This is a genomic window from Alkalibacterium gilvum, assembly GCF_900109085.1.
GTDB classification, from domain to species: Bacteria; Bacillota; Bacilli; order Lactobacillales; family Carnobacteriaceae_A; genus Alkalibacterium; species Alkalibacterium gilvum.
This window is the reverse complement of record NZ_FNYW01000009.1, coordinates 19452-34663: the sequence shown is the minus strand read 5'-3', so window position 1 is coordinate 34663 and position 15212 is coordinate 19452. Positions and strand designations below refer to the sequence as shown.

16 protein-coding genes are annotated in these 15212 nt (G+C 36.0%); 13 read left to right on the top strand and 3 right to left on the bottom strand.

Going from position 1 to position 15212, the window contains the following annotated elements:
• The first annotated feature begins 29 nt into the window (after positions 1 to 29).
• From gnd to BMX83_RS04065, 9 genes are all read left to right on the top strand, one after another.
• Positions 30 to 932, top strand: coding sequence for a phosphogluconate dehydrogenase (NAD(+)-dependent, decarboxylating) (gene gnd / locus BMX83_RS04105; protein ID WP_091633756.1), 903 nt, complete (start codon positions 30 to 32; stop codon positions 930 to 932).
• Positions 933 to 940: 8 nt separating this feature from the next.
• Positions 941 to 2413 (top strand): gluconokinase, encoded by a 1473-nt coding sequence (locus BMX83_RS04100; protein WP_091633753.1) that lies wholly within the window; start codon positions 941 to 943, stop codon positions 2411 to 2413.
• A 245-nt stretch (positions 2414 to 2658) separates the two neighbouring features.
• Positions 2659 to 3630 (top strand): LacI family DNA-binding transcriptional regulator, encoded by a 972-nt coding sequence (locus BMX83_RS04095; RefSeq protein WP_091633751.1) that lies wholly within the window; start codon positions 2659 to 2661, stop codon positions 3628 to 3630.
• A 17-nt stretch (positions 3631 to 3647) separates the two neighbouring features.
• Complete coding sequence (gene rbsK, locus BMX83_RS04090; protein ID WP_091633748.1) at positions 3648 to 4553, top strand: ribokinase; 906 nt, start codon at positions 3648 to 3650, stop codon at positions 4551 to 4553.
• A complete protein-coding gene (gene rbsD / locus BMX83_RS04085) occupies positions 4528 to 4923 on the top strand; it encodes a D-ribose pyranase (protein WP_091633745.1) in 396 nt (131 codons plus the stop codon). The genes rbsK and rbsD overlap by 26 nt, the downstream gene beginning before the upstream one ends.
• Positions 4924 to 4935: 12 nt before the next feature.
• Entirely contained in the window at positions 4936 to 6420 is a 1485-nt protein-coding gene (locus tag BMX83_RS04080; protein ID WP_091633743.1) for a sugar ABC transporter ATP-binding protein, read from the top strand.
• Positions 6417 to 7382 carry an ABC transporter permease subunit gene (locus BMX83_RS04075; protein WP_091633740.1) on the top strand — a complete coding sequence of 322 codons (966 nt, stop codon included), beginning with the start codon at positions 6417 to 6419 and terminating at the stop codon, positions 7380 to 7382. Before BMX83_RS04080 ends, BMX83_RS04075 begins: the two co-directional genes overlap by 4 nt.
• A gap of 28 nt (positions 7383 to 7410) precedes the next feature.
• Complete coding sequence (locus BMX83_RS04070; protein WP_091633738.1) at positions 7411 to 8352, top strand: D-ribose ABC transporter substrate-binding protein; 942 nt, start codon at positions 7411 to 7413, stop codon at positions 8350 to 8352.
• A gap of 186 nt (positions 8353 to 8538) precedes the next feature.
• Positions 8539 to 9015, top strand: coding sequence for a YrhK family protein (locus BMX83_RS04065; protein ID WP_177170492.1), 477 nt, complete (start codon positions 8539 to 8541; stop codon positions 9013 to 9015).
• A 19-nt stretch (positions 9016 to 9034) separates the two neighbouring features.
• Here BMX83_RS04065 and spx read toward each other — a convergent pair whose 3' ends face one another.
• A complete protein-coding gene (spx, locus tag BMX83_RS04060; protein ID WP_091633732.1) occupies positions 9035 to 9445 on the bottom strand; it encodes a transcriptional regulator Spx in 411 nt (136 codons plus the stop codon).
• A 299-nt stretch (positions 9446 to 9744) separates the two neighbouring features.
• On the opposite strand from spx, the gene BMX83_RS04055 reads away from it, so the two are divergent.
• The 4 genes from BMX83_RS04055 to BMX83_RS04040 all read left to right on the top strand — a co-directional run bounded on the left by BMX83_RS04055 (position 9745) and on the right by BMX83_RS04040 (position 13726).
• Entirely contained in the window at positions 9745 to 10656 is a 912-nt protein-coding gene (locus BMX83_RS04055; protein ID WP_091633730.1) for an aldo/keto reductase, read from the top strand.
• A gap of 79 nt (positions 10657 to 10735) precedes the next feature.
• Positions 10736 to 11038 (top strand): phasin family protein, encoded by a 303-nt coding sequence (locus BMX83_RS04050; RefSeq protein ID WP_091633728.1) that lies wholly within the window; start codon positions 10736 to 10738, stop codon positions 11036 to 11038.
• Positions 11039 to 11104: 66 nt separating this feature from the next.
• Entirely contained in the window at positions 11105 to 12700 is a 1596-nt protein-coding gene (locus tag BMX83_RS04045; RefSeq protein WP_091633725.1) for an ABC1 kinase family protein, read from the top strand.
• 69 nt (positions 12701 to 12769) lie between these two features.
• On the top strand, positions 12770 to 13726 hold the full coding sequence (locus BMX83_RS04040) for an aromatic acid exporter family protein (RefSeq protein WP_091633722.1): 957 nt from the start codon (positions 12770 to 12772) through the stop codon (positions 13724 to 13726).
• A 67-nt stretch (positions 13727 to 13793) separates the two neighbouring features.
• On the opposite strand, the gene BMX83_RS04035 is transcribed toward BMX83_RS04040, so the two are convergent.
• Together BMX83_RS04035 and floA are read right to left on the bottom strand one after the other, a co-directional pair.
• Complete coding sequence (locus tag BMX83_RS04035; protein WP_091633719.1) at positions 13794 to 14210, bottom strand: hypothetical protein; 417 nt, start codon at positions 14208 to 14210, stop codon at positions 13794 to 13796.
• 5 nt (positions 14211 to 14215) lie between these two features.
• A complete protein-coding gene (gene floA / locus BMX83_RS04030) occupies positions 14216 to 15205 on the bottom strand; it encodes a flotillin-like protein FloA (protein WP_091633717.1) in 990 nt (329 codons plus the stop codon).
• Positions 15206 to 15212: the final 7 nt, after the last annotated feature.

The following is a 15212-nucleotide window of genomic DNA, read 5'->3' as shown; positions in this document are numbered from 1 at the left end:
TATTCATGAGTTAATCGGGAGGAATACGAATGGAAATAGGAATAATAGGTTTAGGAAAAATGGGACTTAATTTAGCTGAAAATATGGCAAATCAAGAATATAAAGTTTTTGGTATGGATACAGACCTAACCTTAAAAGAAGAAGTTAATGTTAAAAATATTGAATTTGTAGAAACAATAGAAAAATTAATGTCTAAATTTACTAAACGAAAAATAATATGGATGATGCTGCCAGCTGGTGAAATAACAGAGTCCGTTTTTCAAAAGGTAAAGAGACAGTTACAACCTGGAGATTATATTATTGATGGTGGAAACGCTCATTTTGAAGATTCGAAAAGAAGAGGGAAAGAGTGTGAAAAGGAAAACTTACATTTTTTTGACGTAGGAACTTCAGGTGGCGTTTCAGGTGCTCTTAATGGTGCATGCATGATGGTCGGCGGAGACGAAAATGCCTTTTCACAAATTGAAAATATATTCAAGTCAGTGAATGTAAAGGATGGTTATTTATATGCGGGCCCTAGTGGCAGCGGTCATTATTTGAAAATGGTTCATAATGGTGTGGAATATGGAATGATGCAATCCATTGGAGAGGGCTTTAATATTCTAGAACACGCTGAATATGATTACGATATGGCTAAAGTGGCTAAGGTATGGAATAATGGCTCTGTTATTAGGAGTTGGCTGATGGAACTAGCATTTGACTTTTTTTCAGAAGATGCTAATTTAGATGATATTGAAGGGGTTATTCATTCATCTGGAGAAGGCCAATGGACAGTTCAAGAAGCACTGAAACTGCAAATTCCTGTTCCAGTAATAGCTCAATCATTAATGACCAGGTATTCCTCTATGGATAAAGATAAATATGGAGAAAAAGTAGTTTCTTCCTTACGTTATGCATTTGGAGGGCATACTATCAAAAGGAAGGAGGACTAAGTATATAAATGGATTATAAAATAGGAATAGACATCGGAACGACCAGCACTAAGGCTGTTTTATACGATGAGAATTTAACAGTGAAAGACTCGGCCATTCAAGCTTATCCTACTTTTCGAAAAGAGAAAAATATGGCAGAACAAGATCCAAAAATGATTGTTCATGCGGTGCTATCCGTTTTAAAAACAATAGTTGATGATTGTGAAGAAATAAAAAGTATGATTAAGACAGTATCTTTTTCCAGTGCTATGCACAGTGTTATGCTTATTGATCAGAAAGGTAACCCGCTTACCCCTCTTTATACTTGGGCAGATAATCGCTCAAATGAAACATTACAGAAGACATTAAAAAATGAAAATCTAGACTGGATATACAAGCGAACCGGGACCCCGCTACATTCTATGTCACCTTTCAGTAAAGTATTGTGGCTGAAGCAGAATAATCCCAGTATGTTACATAAGGCTGTAAAGATAATAGGCGTTAAAGAATATATCACTTATTTATTCACAGGCGAGTGGAAAATAGATTATTCTATAGCTTCAGCTACAGGGCTATTCAACTTGGAACAGTTGAAGTGGGACGAGGACGTATTGCGTTTTATTGGTATTAATTCCGATATGCTCTCTAATCCAGTCGATACAAATTATATTTTCGAAAAACACATAAAGAAGACTTATTTTGAGGCAGGACTTTCACTTAAAACACGTATAGTGATCGGAGCAAGTGATGGCTGCTTAGCTAATTTAGGATTAGGTGCTATTGGTCAAAATGAAGTAGCAATGACAATGGGGACTAGTGGCGCAATACGGATGGTCACTGATCGTATTATTTTAGATCCAGAAGGACGCACTTTTTGTTATTATTTAAAAAAAGATAAGTGGGTCGTCGGAGGAGCAGTTAATAATGGTGGAAATACATTTGAGTGGTTAGCGGATATTTTTTCTCTTGATTATGAAAAGATGAATAGTTTAGCTGAGAATATTCAACCGGGATCTGATGGATTACTCTTTTATCCTTACCTCAATGGAGAAAGAGCGCCTCTTTGGGATTCATCGTTTAGAGCTCATTTTGTAGGTGTTGATATCATACATTCAAAAGGGCACTTTATAAGAGCACTTATGGAAGGTGTCTTGTTAAATTTATTTGAAGTACTAGATATCCTGGAAACAATAGGAGGTAACGCTGAAGCTATCAAAGTAACAGGCGGATTTTTGCATTCCCCATTATGGAAGCAAATGACAGCAGATGTGTTTGGCAAACAAATAATCATTTCTAATCAATTCGAGAGTTCTTGCTTAGGGGCAGTTTTAATAGAAGAAAACCAAACAGAAAAACTAAAATATGTTGATACAATGAAAGAAGTAATAGAGCCGATAAAAGGTCATACTGAAGCGTATCAGTCGCTAGTTACTCTATATAAAGAGTTATCTGAACCTATTAAAGAAATGCATAGGATAAGAGAAATTCATGCGGGAAATTAATAGTGGAATCAAAGAAGCTGGTGTTTTTATCCAGCTTCTTTAATTTTATTTTATTAAAATCGATTTTATAAAAAGTAAATTGAAGCTAGAAAAAATAAAAAGTAAACCAAATTAAAATAAAAAAAGAAAAACGCTTGCATTTTTAAAAGCATGTGGTATTATAAACGTGTAATCGGTTACACATTGTTACACTATAAATGGTAATCGCTAAAGTAATATAGAGAGCTGTAGAATAGGTGAGAAAAATGGCAACGATCAAAGAAGTAGCGAAATATGCAGGTGTTTCAGTTGCGACGGTTTCTCGGGCGCTAAATAAAAATGGATATGTGAGTGAAGAAGCACAAAAAAAAGTTGAAAATGCAATAAAAGCATTGGAATATTATCCGAACGAAGTAGCGCGCTCTTTATACCAGAAAAAATCCAAAATGATCGGCCTCTTATTACCAGATATATCTAACCCTTATTTTCCTCTCTTGATGAAAGGGATTGAAGAAAACGCACGTGAAAATGGTTATAGTGTGATTTTTGGTAATGTTGAAGAAGGAAGTGAGTTAGGTCAAGATTACATGACGCTCTTTGGCCAACAGAATGTTGCAGGTGTTTTATCGGCTGTTGAAGGGACTTGGAGCCAAAAGCATGCGATGCCTATTGTTATGCTCGACCGAGTACTAGAAGAAGATGATTATGCCGTATACACAAATGATATAAAAGGTGGAATCTTAGCCGCTCAAGCAATTATGGATAGAGAACCTGGAAAAGTTCTTATCATTGCAGGACCAAAGTCAGTTCCGGGATCAATTGACCGGTTAATAGGAATGTTATCTGTTTTAAACCCCACTGATGTAGAATATGAAATATATCAAACACAATCATTTACAATTGATGAAGCAGAAGAAGCGGCTCAAAATATCTTTAGAAAATACAAAAAAGTAGATAGTGTACTTGCTAGTAATGATTTATTTGCACTAGCGATAATGAAAGAAGCTCAAAAAAGAGGATTACGCATTCCGCAAGACATTCAGGTTATTGGATATGACGATATTCCATTTAGTAGACTTGTCTATCCAGGATTGACAACGATTTCTCAACCAGCATTTAAACTTGGTTATGAGGCTTCAGATTTATTAATACGTTTAATCGGTAAGAATAAAATAGACAAAAAGCGTATAAAACTAGATCCAGATTTAATTATACGAGGTTCACTAAGAGACAAATAGAAGGTGAGGACATATAGATGGTTAAACTTACAGTTGTAGGTAGTATATCTACCGATTTTATTATTGAAACAGAGCAAAGACCCAATGTTGGAGAAACCGTAGAGGGGCAGAATTTATCGACAGCTTTTGGGGGGAAAGGAGCAAACCAAGCTGTTGCGGCAGCACGATTAGGAGCGGAAGTTTCTATGGTAGGCACAGTTGGGGAAGATACTTTTTCTGACGATCTTATAAATAATTTAAAAGAAAATAAGATTCTTACCGACAATGTGGAACGGGTTACACATTTGCCTTCAGGTTCTGCAATGATAACTGTTCAGGATGGTGATAATAGCATTATCTATATCCCTGGGGCTAACAATGCTTTGACAGCTACACGCATTAATGACATTCAGAATACCTTCAAAGAAAGTGATTTAGTTATTATTCAGAATGAAGTCCCCGCTGTAGCGATTGAGGAACTGATAGATATTTGTTTTAAGATTGGTACGCCTGTTTTGTATAATCCAGCGCCGGCTAGAAAGCTCAGCAAAGACGCCCTTGAAAAAGTTAGTTTCTTTACACCGAATGAAACAGAGTTTTCTGTTTTATTTCCTGGAGAGGAAATGGAAGCTGTTCTGGTTCGATATCCGAATAAATTATTAATTACTTCAGGTTCTCTAGGAGTATATTACCATGACGGAACAGAAGTTAAACTTGTCCCGGCGAATAAAGTAGAGCCAGTTGATACAACTGGCGCAGGCGACACATTTAATGGAGCCTTCGGGGTAGCTTGGGCACATGGTATGTCTATTGAAGAAAGTATTCAGTTTGGCAATTTAGCAGCCTCATTATCAATACAGAAAAAAGGGGCACAATCAGGGATACCGACAATAGAAGAGATGAAAGGGAGTAGACTGTATGAAAAAAAATGGCATATTGAATAGTGAGATAAGTAAAATATTTGCTGATCTAGGTCACACAGATCAAATAATGATTGCAGATGTTGGGCTACCAATACCAGAAGGCATAAAAAAAATTGATTTAGCAGTTGAGTTGGGCAAGCCGAAATTTAGTGATGTATTAAGCGTCATTTTGAAAGAAATGGAAGTAGAAAAATATATTTTGGCAAATGAAATACAAGATAGCAATCAAGAACAATTAAAAAATATAAAAAAATATATGAATAATATAGAAGTGGAGTGGTTCTCGCATAATGAATTGAAGCAGCAATCAAAAAAAGTGAAGGCTGTTATTCGAACCGGCGAGGCTACACCCTATTCAAATATAATTTTACAATCCGGTGTTATTTTTTAGGAGGTGTAAACAATGGAAATCGAAATGAAAGAGATTGTTAAAAGCTTTGGAAGTAACAAAGTCCTATTAGGTGTAGATTTAGATATTAAATCAGGCGAAGTACATGCTTTAATGGGAGAGAATGGTGCTGGGAAATCAACGTTGATGAATATCCTGACAGGTTTACATAAATATAATTCAGGAGAAATAATCATCAATGGAAAAGAACGAACCTTCGAAAATCCTAAAGAAGCAGAAGAAAATGGTATCAGTTTTATTCATCAAGAAATGATTACTTGGCCGGACTTAACTGTACTAGAGAATCTCTTTATGGGAAGAGAGCTAAAAACAAGTTGGGGTTGGATAAAAACAAAAGAAATGCGAAAGATTGCGCATAGACTTTTTGAAGATTTAGGAGTAACTGTTGACTTGGATAGGGAGATGCGGACACTGTCTGTTGGTCAACAACAGTTAGTTGAAATTGCAAAATCACTTATGTCAAATGCTGAAGTTATTATCATGGATGAACCTTCTGCGGCACTTACAGAACGTGAAATAAAAGTACTATTCGATACAATCGAAAAGTTAACAGCAAAAAATGTTGCTATTATATATATTTCACATAGGATGGAAGAAATATTTGCTATAAGTGATAGAATAACAGTAATGAGGGATGGCGTTAGCGTCGACACTAAAGCAACAGCAGAGACTGATAATGATGAAGTTGTAAGAAAAATGGTTGGACGTGATCTTGAAGATTATTATCCAGATATTGAAACAGACAATGGTAATGTCTTGCTTGAAGTTGAAAACCTTAGTGATGGAAAAGATTTCAATAATATTGATTTTAAAATTCACGAGGGGGAAATACTTGGTTTTTCAGGGCTGATGGGAGCTGGAAGGACAGAAATTATGCGTGGTATTTTCGGCATAGACAAGTTAGAATCTGGAAAGATAATGCTGGATGGCGAAGAAATAACCATAAAATCACCTGCAGATGCCATAGAAAAAGGTATAGGATTTTTAACAGAAAACCGTAAAGAAGAAGGGTTGATATTGGATGATTCACTCAGAGAGAATATATCTCTCCCTTCTATAAGTGAATTTAGCCGTTCTGGATGGATCAATACAAAAGAGGAAAAAGATTTTGCAGATTTATTGATCAAGCGCCTCACTGTAAAAACGGTAAGTGGAGAGGTGCCAGTAAAAACATTATCTGGAGGAAACCAACAAAAAGTAGTACTAGCTAAATGGATTGGTGCCGGATCGCGTGTTCTGATTTTAGATGAACCTACAAGAGGTGTCGATGTCGGTGCAAAGCGTGAGATTTATATGTTAATGAAAGAGCTTACAGAGCGTGGTGTTGGTATTATTATGGTATCTAGTGACTTACCTGAAGTAATAGGAATTAGTGACCGTGTAGTTGTTGTTCATGAAGGGCGTATAGCTGGAGAACTAGATAAAACAGAACTTTCGGAAGAAAAAATTATGACTTTAGCGACAGGAGGATCCAAATGAGTACAGAAGCAAGCAGTGTATCTAAGAAAAAAGAGAATAGAAGTGAAATGTTAAGAAAATTAGGCCCGTTCTTTGCCTTGATTGTACTAATGGTATTTGTAACAATTATGAATCCTAATTTTATTCAAGTAGGTAATATCTTGAATTTATTACGACAAGTATCGATTAATGGCCTCATTGCCTTTGGAATGACATTCGTTATAATCACTGGCGGAATTGATTTATCTGTAGGTTCAACTTTAGCACTTAGTGGTGCATTAGGTGCAGGAATGATAGCGGCAGGATGGAATCCTGTTATTGCAACGCTTGGCGCATTAATCATGGGGGCGTTATTAGGAGCGGTTAATGGTGTCGTTATCACAAAAGGAAAAACAGCACCGTTTATAGCAACACTTGCAACGATGACAATCTATCGTGGTTTGACACTCGTTTATACAGATGGAAATCCGATAACAGGTATTGGTGACAGCTTTTTCTTTCAGTTTATTGGAAAAGGATATATATTCGGGATCCCTTTCCCAGTTGTGTTGATGGCTATTGCCTTTGGTATTCTATTCGTCATCTTGCATAAGATGACATTTGGACGAAAAACATTTGCTATAGGGGGGAATGAAAATGCCTCATATATTGCAGGTATAAAAAGTGATCGAATTAAGATTGCTGTGTATGCCATTTCGGGATTTATGGCATCATTATCTGGAATGATTTTAACATCAAGGTTAAACTCAGCTCAACCAACAGCAGGAACGTCTTACGAACTGGATGCAATCGCAGCGGTTGTTCTTGGGGGAACTAGTCTATCAGGTGGACGAGGGCGCTTATTTGGAACCCTTGTCGGTGCCCTGATTATTGGTACATTGAATAACGGTTTAAACCTAATTGGAGTATCAAGTTTCTATCAACAAGTTGTTAAGGGAATTGTTATTATCATCGCTGTATTATTAGATAGAAAAAATGATTAATATTAAAAAATATTAGGAGGAAAAGAAAATGAAAAAATTTGTCGCTTTATTTGCTACGTCTGCACTATTATTGGGAGCATGTGGAACAACGGGCTTAGAAGGAAGTAATACGGAAGATAATGGTGAAGAAGAAATTGAGAATATTGATCCAAATGATATGGTTGTTGGTTTATCTGTATCGACTTTAAATAATCCCTTCTTTGTTTCATTAGAAGAAGGAGTCGTTAATACAGCTGAATCTGAAGGTACAGAAGTAAGCACAGTTGATGCTCAAGATGATACAGCCAAGCAACTTAATGATGTCAGTGATCTTATTCAACAAGATGTAGATGTATTACTGATAAATCCAGTTGATTCTGCTGCAATCGAGCCTGCAATTGAATCAGCAAATAGTGCAGGAATTCCCGTTATAACAATTGACCGTTCAACTGAAGGTGGAGAGGTTGTTACTTTAGTAGCTTCTGATAACGTTGAAGGTGGAGAAATGGCTGCACAGTACATTATTGATCTTGTAGGTGAAGGTGCAACTACTGTTCAATTAGAGGGAGTGCCGGGAGCTTCAGCCACGCGTGAACGTGGAGAAGGATTCATGAACATTGCAGAAGACGGACTAGATGTTGTAGACAGTCAGACAGCAAATTTCAACCGTTCAGAAGGCTTAACTGTAATGGAAAATATGCTTCAAAGTAATGAAAATGTTGAAGCTATCTTTGCACAAAATGATGAAATGGCCTTAGGTGCTCTTGAAGCAATTGAGGCTGCAGGTTTGGCAGAGGATATCGTGGTTGTAGGCTTTGACGGAAATGATGATGCAATAGAAGCGATTGAAGCTGGACGTATGGATGCTACGATTGCTCAACAGCCATTAGAAATGGGACGAATTGCAATGGAAACAGCGTTTGAGTATTTTGATGGAGAAGAAATTGATGAATACATTGCAGCACCTTTAGAACTCATCACGAATGAATAAAAAATAATATTAAAAAAAGAACTCAGAATACTCTGGGTTCTTTTTTGATAGGAGTATAAAAGACTGACTAAGTATAGAGCATTTGAGTGTTTGCCAAACAAAATAAGCATAAGGTTAAATCAATGAACAACGCTTTCATTTTTGCTATCCTAGGTATATAACATACTGATGGAAGGTGAAGTGAGTATGGGGTCAAAAGACTTATTTAAACCAAAAAAACCTGAAATTGAAAAAAAAGAACATAAGGTTCATCCGGGTAAGGATGAAGATATAATCCTTAAGTTGGGTAGTTTCAGAATTTATTTTCAGAACTATTATACAATTATCTCTCTGGCTAATGATCTATTCACTGGTATACTGTATTTAACAGGAAGTTTAGTTCAGACATTTACAGATAAAAACCGACTAGGGCTTTATCTTTTTATATTCGCTAGCTTTTTTCTTTTGATGAGACCTATATTGAAAATAATTCATAATGTTTTTTTCTATAGCCAAGAAGAATATGAACAACAAGTATTGGGAGAGAATGAAGATCAAATGACAGAAGGAGAGAAACCTACAAAAGAAGTTAAAGTGGAGACAAAACAAAATGACTCAACTAATGAAGAAATAAATAAAAGCTATAATAATCAGTATGATGATAAAAAAAATACAAAAGAGTAGATATCTACTCTTTTGTATTTTATCCTAATTCGGCTCGTGCTAGTTGTCGATGAATTTCAGCCAATTTAACCTCTCTTGCTTGACGGGGAAGGAAACATCTTATTTCTTCTTCGTTGTATCCAATCTGCAGTCTTCTGTCATCCGTTAGAATAGGACGACGAATCAAGCTAGGCTGTTCTGTAAATAAATCGAGTAATTCATTGATTGTTAGCTCTTCAATATCAATAGTTAGTGACTGATAGGCTTGAGAGCGGTAGGAAATCAATTCCCCTGTTCCTTCTTCTGTCAGACTAAGAATCTGTTTGATTTCTTGTTTCGTTAATGGTTCATGAAAGATATTTTTTTCGATAAAAGGTAACTTCTGTTCTTCTAACCATGCTTTCGCTTTTCGGCAAGATGTGCAGCTTGGAGAAACGTATAGTGTAATCATGATTCATGACTCCTTTCAAAAGTCCAAGGGTGAGTGTATGTACTCGATTTAAGAATTTCAAAAAAGTGTGAACAAGATGTTACAATTACTATTTTAGATCATTTAAAATAAAAAGCAATACAAATTGACACTTTTTAGTCACAAATAGGTTAATTTAATATAAGTAATCTTTTTGTAATGTTAGTGTAATCGTTTTGTTATAAAGAGTAGACAGAAATATGTTTCTTTTCTGTTTAAGTTTAGCAATTTATATAAATATGGAGTAGAATGAAACTATTATTTACATGGAGGGATTTTACGTGAGAAAAATTAAATTAGGTAAATCAGATTTACGTGTATCTGAAATCGCTTTAGGATGTATGCGTATGTCTGAGCTTGATACAAACGATGCTAAAAAAGTGATTGAAACAGCTCACAATGAAGGCATTAATTTCTATGACCATGCAGACATTTATGGTAAAGGAGAATCTGAAGTACGATTTAAAGAGGCTTTGAAAAAAACATCCATAAATAGAAACGAGATACTTTTGCAGAGTAAAATAGGTATAAGAGCCGGGTTCTATGATTTTTCTAAAGAACACATTATATCGTCAGTAGAAGGTTCTTTAAAGCGTTTAGGAACAGATTACTTGGATACCTTACTACTCCATCGTCCCGATACATTAGTTGAACCCGAAGAAGTGGCTGAAGCGTTTGACCAATTGCATTCATCTGGGAAAGTAAAACATTTTGGTGTAAGTAATCACAGCCCACTACAAATTGAACTTTTGAAAAAGTATGTGAATCAAGAATTGATTGCAAATCAACTCCAATTTGGCGTTATGCACACTGGAATGGTAGATGCTGGAATCAATGTAAACACGAAAGATGGGAATGCTATTGACCATGACCGTGCAGTCCTGGATTACAGTCGTCTTAATGACATGACTATCCAACCTTGGTCTCCCGTTCACGGCGAAAAGGGTGTATTTTTAAATAATCCTGACTATAAAAAAGTAAACGATAAGCTGTCAGAAGTTGGCGAAAAGTATGGCTTGGATAATGAAGCAATGTCAATATCTTGGATTCTTAGACATCCAGCGCAAATGCAAGTTATCTTAGGGACAATGACACCGGAACGTATAAAAAATTATTCGAAAGCAACAAACATAAGAATGACACGAAAAGAATGGTACGACATCTATAGTGCAGCAGGGAACAGCATTCCATAAACTGGTAGGATACTAATATCTGACATTAGACAAGATGAGTGATATAATGATAATGTAAAATAAAGAAAGGGGTTATCGTATGTTAGAAGACATAAAAAAAGCACTATTGATTGGAGTCGGTTCTACAGCTATTGCAGTTGAAAAGGCTGTTGAGCAGGTCGACAAGTTAGTCAGTCATGGTAAATTAACAGTATCCGAAGGTAAAAAGCTCACAGAAGAGTTGATTCAGAAAAAAAATACGAATCTATCCACACAAGATAAAGAAACCCTAGAAGCTGTCTTATTGGAAATGAATGTTGCACAAAGACAGGATATAGATGAACTAGAAGAAAAGGTTAAAGAGTTGGAAAGTAAATTAGAAAATAAATCTACTGATTCATAAGGTTAGTGGTGTTGATCATATCCTTGGTCAGCACCTCTTTTTAACTTAAAGATAGGAGGCAGACAAATGAAAAGTAATCGGGAGCGTCTAAGAGAAATTGCCAGTGTTCTTGCGTCATACGGCTTTGGACATATCTACCGCACACGCTTGCGCACGAAACATAAAGAACAAGACGCTAAAAATCTACGTCTAGCTTTTGAAGAACTCGGTCCGAGCTTTATTAAAATCGGTCAAATTATATCAACGCGTCAGGATTTACTGCCTCCTACTTACATAGAAGAGCTATCAAAATTAAGAGATGATGCGAGTCCTTTTGAATTTTCGGAAATTAAACGAATATTTTATGAGGAATTTAGAGAACCTCTTGAAGATGTCTTTGAATGGGTTGAAGAAAAACCAACAGCAAGTGCTTCCGTGGCTCAAGTTCATAAAGCAAAATTCTTAACGGGAGAAGAAGTTGTAATAAAGGTTCAACGACCAGAAATTGAAGAGAATCTTTTGAGAGATATACATCTTTTCTCGCGCATTGTGTCTATGGCACCAGAGACAGTTAAGGAAATGTTAGTAGACGTTGAAGCAGCTTTTAGAGAAATTGAAGAAACAACAAAAATAGAACTGGACTTTAGAAATGAAGGACAAGCACTTATCGCCTTTAAAAAAATGAATAGAAATAACAAAGCTGTGAGTGTCCCTACGCCATATCTTCCATATACATCTAAACGCGTGTTGGTTGAAGACTATGTTGGAGGGATAAGGAGTCTAAACCTAGAACAAATTCAAAAAGAGGGCTATGAAAAAAAAGATGTAGCTGAAAAACTAGTCTATTCCATTCTTTCACAAATATTTAAAGATGGTTATTTTCATGGAGACCCCCATCCTGGCAATATTATCTTAAGCGATAATAAAATTGTGTTTATTGATTTCGGTATTGTTGGGAAATTATCCGATCCAGTAAAAAAAGATTTAATTAAAATGATGCAGGCGATTGTTTTTGAGGACATCGACCAGCTTATGAATCTCTTATTGCAGATGGCGATTACGAAAGAAAAAATAAATAGATTCCAGTTTTCAGAAGATTTAGAAGATTTTTATCAGTCATATGTGTCAAAAGGTTTTGGGCAAATTAATTTGAACGCCTTCTTCTCGGATGTTTTACATGTTACGCGTAAGTATAAAATGGTTATGCCGAATGATTTTATCTTGTTAGCTAAAACGTTAACCATATTAGAAGGTGTAGTTACAGATTTACATCCAGATATCAATATTATGGAAATAGCATCAGATTATATGAAAACAAGTGATGATATCAAGTTTTTCAGTGCTATATCCTCAGAAAAAATAAAATTAGATGCATACCAGTTAGCCAAAGATTCAATTAAATTCCCATCCGCACTGAAACGTGCATTAGATACGATAAATAACGGAAGGTTGCTTGTTCACCTTGATCTCGTTCATTTCGATGATAAATGGCGTGAGGTAAACAAAATGGTCAATCGTTTAGTCTTTGCGGTCATTATCGCAGCGCTCATACTGGCATCTGCTTTTATTTTTGTAATGGCAGAAGCAGCAGGTGTATCTATTTTTGCTATAATCATATTCATTGGAGCAGGAATAATGGGGTTATGGCTATTGATATCGATAATAAAGTCGGGAACATTGTGACGTCGATTAATGACTTAGATACACAGTTAGTTGAGAGAACACTGCCTTTACGAAAGAGGGATAGACCGCATGAATATAAAATTCAAAATGATAAAAATCGTGCTGGCTACGTCAATTGCTATAGTCATTGCTAAGGCTGTTGGGGTGATTTATCCTTTTTCAGCAGGGACTATAGCAATATTGAGTGTTCTAGATACAAAAAAAGAATCCATAGCCACTGCTTTAAAAAGGCTGGGATCGACACTGATGGCTTTTACGATAGCATCGATTATATTTTACTTTTTAGGTTTTTCAGTCTGGACATTCAATTTGTTTTTAATGGTCTATGTGCCTGCAGCGTATAAACTAAATTTTCAGTCTGTTATCGCTTCGACAACAGTATTAGTATCACATTTTATTACGGCAGAAAGTATCGCTTTAAGTTGGCAAATTAATGGGTTCTTATTGATGATTATAGGTGCTACTACTGCTATTGTTTTTAATCTCTGGATGCCATCTTATGAGAAAGATATAAATGAGAATATTCGCTCGATTGAAGAAGAACTGAGACAGTTATTACGTTTATTTTATACTTATTTAATGGGGGACACTGTCTATCGAGAACTTAAAGTTAAAGCTCATCAACTGTCTGATCTACTTGAAGATACAAAAAAGATTGCCTTATTAGATTATCAGAATCGTTTAGTCAATAATAATGATTACTATATAAATTATATTGAGATGAGGGAAAGACAGCTGGATTTACTGGAAATGGATATCGATAATATTACAGCAATTAAACTAAAAACAGAGCAAAATATTGTGCTAGCTGAATTGTTTGATGATATTTCTAAGCAACTACATGAAAAAAATCCAGTTCTAAGTCATTTGGATCATATATCAAGTTTGTATGGTCATTACAGGCGATCGGATTTACCTAAAACAAGAGAAGAGTTCGAAAGTCGGGCTGTTTTATTTCAAATACTCAGAAATATGGAAAAATTTATTGAAATAAAAAGAGAATTCTTCATGATTTATAGAGACTAAAAAAGCTTCAAACAGAAAAGATAGAGGTCGTTCATCTTTTCTTGCTTGAAGCTTTTTTATTTTCTAATTACCAATCGTCACGCATTGACACGGGCTTGTCCAATATTTCTTTATGAATAACTGCTACTTTTAATTTCTTTTTATTAAAAGTAGCTGAAGTATTCTTTTCTTTAGTACTGTAAGGATTATCTATAGTGACCACATCTTTGATTATTGGGTCATATGATTCCCGCACTCTATCTCTTGCTCTTGGCGTACGTGTATATTTTTCTTCGCGTTGAGAGCGTTTGTCTTTATTCTTTTGGGGTTGCTCATTACGTCTCACATTTTTATTCTTTCTTTTAGGTGCTTCAACTTCGCTTGGGTCATTTACCTTTTTTTGCTTGGTTTTGTTTTTAGTTGACTTTGAAAAAAAAGAAGCGATAGATGAAACAACAGTAAAGAATACGATCAATTGAATAATCCAACCAATTATAAGAGGCATACTTATCACTCTTCTTCTTCAGTTGACTGTCCGGATATGGCTGTTCTCATTTCGGTATCTGCATTAACATTCTTCATTTTGTAATAATCCATAACACCTAGATTACCACTACGTAAAGCTTCTGACATGGCCATAGGCACTTCCGCTTCAGCTTCCACAACTTTGGCACGCATTTTTTGTGTTTCTGCACGCATTTCCTGTTCTTGGGCAATAGCCATTGAACGTCTTTCTTCCGCTTTAGCTTGTGCGATATTTTTATCCGCTTCCGCTTGTTCTGTTTGTAATTTAGCGCCAATATTTCGACCAACGTCTACGTCAGCAACGTCAATCGATAAGATTTCAAATGCCGTTCCAGCGTCTAATCCTTTACCTAGGACAGTTTGAGAAATCATATCAGGATTTTCAAGAACGTCTGAGTGCTTCTCGGCAGAACCAACGGTAGTAACGACACCTTCACCTACACGTGCGATGATCGTGTCTTCACCTGCACCACCGACTAAACGTCCGATGTTTGCACGAACTGTAACTTTTGCTTTTGCAATGATCTCGATTCCGTCTTTTGCTACAGCAGCAATATCTGGTGTAACGATTACCTTAGGATTAACAGATACTTGAACCGCTTCGAAAACATTACGTCCTGCCAAGTCGATAGCAGCTGCTTTTTCAAATGCTAAATCGATTTCTGCACGGTGAGAAGCGATTAAGGCATCAATGACGGTGTTAACATTTCCGCCTGCCAAGTAGTGTGCTTCCAACTCATCTGTTGACAACTCTAATCCAGCCTTTGTGGCTTTAATTAACGGACGGATGATGGAGTGTGGACTAACTTGACGAAGACGCATTCCCACTAATGTACCAATACCTACCTTGACGCCTGAAAAGTAAGCCGTAACCCATAAACCTACAGGGACGAAGCGAAGGAAAACGCTAATTAATATTAATATGATGATTGCTGAGATGATTATCCCGATGTATCCATTTTCTAATATATCCATAGTTATA

Bases quoted from the DNA above. Each gene is read 5' to 3' on its own strand.
- gnd (WP_091633756.1), top strand. From the start codon at position 30: ATGGAAATAGGAATAATAGGTTTAGGAAAAATGGGACTTAATTTAGCT.
- BMX83_RS04100 (WP_091633753.1), top strand. From the start codon at position 941: ATGGATTATAAAATAGGAATAGACATCGGAACGACCAGCACTAAGGCT.
- BMX83_RS04095 (WP_091633751.1), top strand. From the start codon at position 2,659: ATGGCAACGATCAAAGAAGTAGCGAAATATGCAGGTGTTTCAGTTGCG.
- rbsK (WP_091633748.1), top strand. From the start codon at position 3,648: ATGGTTAAACTTACAGTTGTAGGTAGTATATCTACCGATTTTATTATT.
- rbsD (WP_091633745.1), top strand. From the start codon at position 4,528: ATGAAAAAAAATGGCATATTGAATAGTGAGATAAGTAAAATATTTGCT.
- BMX83_RS04080 (WP_091633743.1), top strand. From the start codon at position 4,936: ATGGAAATCGAAATGAAAGAGATTGTTAAAAGCTTTGGAAGTAACAAA.
- BMX83_RS04075 (WP_091633740.1), top strand. From the start codon at position 6,417: ATGAGTACAGAAGCAAGCAGTGTATCTAAGAAAAAAGAGAATAGAAGT.
- BMX83_RS04070 (WP_091633738.1), top strand. From the start codon at position 7,411: ATGAAAAAATTTGTCGCTTTATTTGCTACGTCTGCACTATTATTGGGA.
- BMX83_RS04065 (WP_177170492.1), top strand. From the start codon at position 8,539: ATGGGGTCAAAAGACTTATTTAAACCAAAAAAACCTGAAATTGAAAAA.
- spx (WP_091633732.1), bottom strand. From the start codon at position 9,445: ATGATTACACTATACGTTTCTCCAAGCTGCACATCTTGCCGAAAAGCG.
- BMX83_RS04050 (WP_091633728.1), top strand. From the start codon at position 10,736: ATGTTAGAAGACATAAAAAAAGCACTATTGATTGGAGTCGGTTCTACA.
- BMX83_RS04045 (WP_091633725.1), top strand. From the start codon at position 11,105: ATGAAAAGTAATCGGGAGCGTCTAAGAGAAATTGCCAGTGTTCTTGCG.
- BMX83_RS04040 (WP_091633722.1), top strand. From the start codon at position 12,770: ATGAATATAAAATTCAAAATGATAAAAATCGTGCTGGCTACGTCAATT.
- BMX83_RS04035 (WP_091633719.1), bottom strand. From the start codon at position 14,210: ATGCCTCTTATAATTGGTTGGATTATTCAATTGATCGTATTCTTTACT.
- floA (WP_091633717.1), bottom strand. From the start codon at position 15,205: ATGGATATATTAGAAAATGGATACATCGGGATAATCATCTCAGCAATC.